At 30.6% G+C, this 418-nt stretch carries 1 protein-coding gene and 1 pseudogene; both read left to right on the top strand.

Annotated elements, in window-relative coordinates:
- Positions 1 to 231 (top strand): annotated as a pseudogene (locus M3630_RS30665) (teichoic acid glycerol-phosphate primase TarB); the annotation flags it as partial.
- Positions 228 to 418, top strand: a 191-nt coding sequence (locus tag M3630_RS30660) for a glycosyltransferase family 2 protein (protein ID WP_251254680.1), incomplete at its 3' end; no start/stop codon positions are given. The pseudogene M3630_RS30665 and the gene M3630_RS30660, both read left to right, overlap by 4 nt.

Genomic DNA, 418 nt, shown 5'->3' with positions numbered 1-418 from the left:
ACTATATTTTATGTGTATGATGAAGGAACATATGATCAGGTGAGAGGCCTGAATCAATTTTACAAAGCAATACCGGATAGCTACAAAGTGTATACTGAAGAAGATTTAATAATGACGATACAAGAAAAAGAACATCTATTAAGTCCGTTATTTAAAGATTGGCATAAGTATAATACTGATAAAAGTTTACATCAGCTCACAGAATATATAGATAAGATGGTGACAAAATGAGGTTTACGATAATCATACCTACATGTAATAATGAGGCAACAATTCGACAATTGTTAATATCTATTGAGAGTAAAGAACACTATAGAATCCTTTGTATTGATGGTGGTTCTACTGATCAAACAATTCCTATGATTGAACGGTTACAAAGAGAACTCAAGCATATTTCATTAATACAATTACAAAATGC

Source organism: Brevibacillus sp. MER 51 (genome assembly GCF_023714195.1).
Taxonomy (GTDB): Bacteria; Bacillota; Bacilli; order Brevibacillales; family Brevibacillaceae; genus Brevibacillus.
Note: the sequence above shows the minus strand (reverse complement) of the source record. Positions and strands in the feature narration are given on the sequence as shown.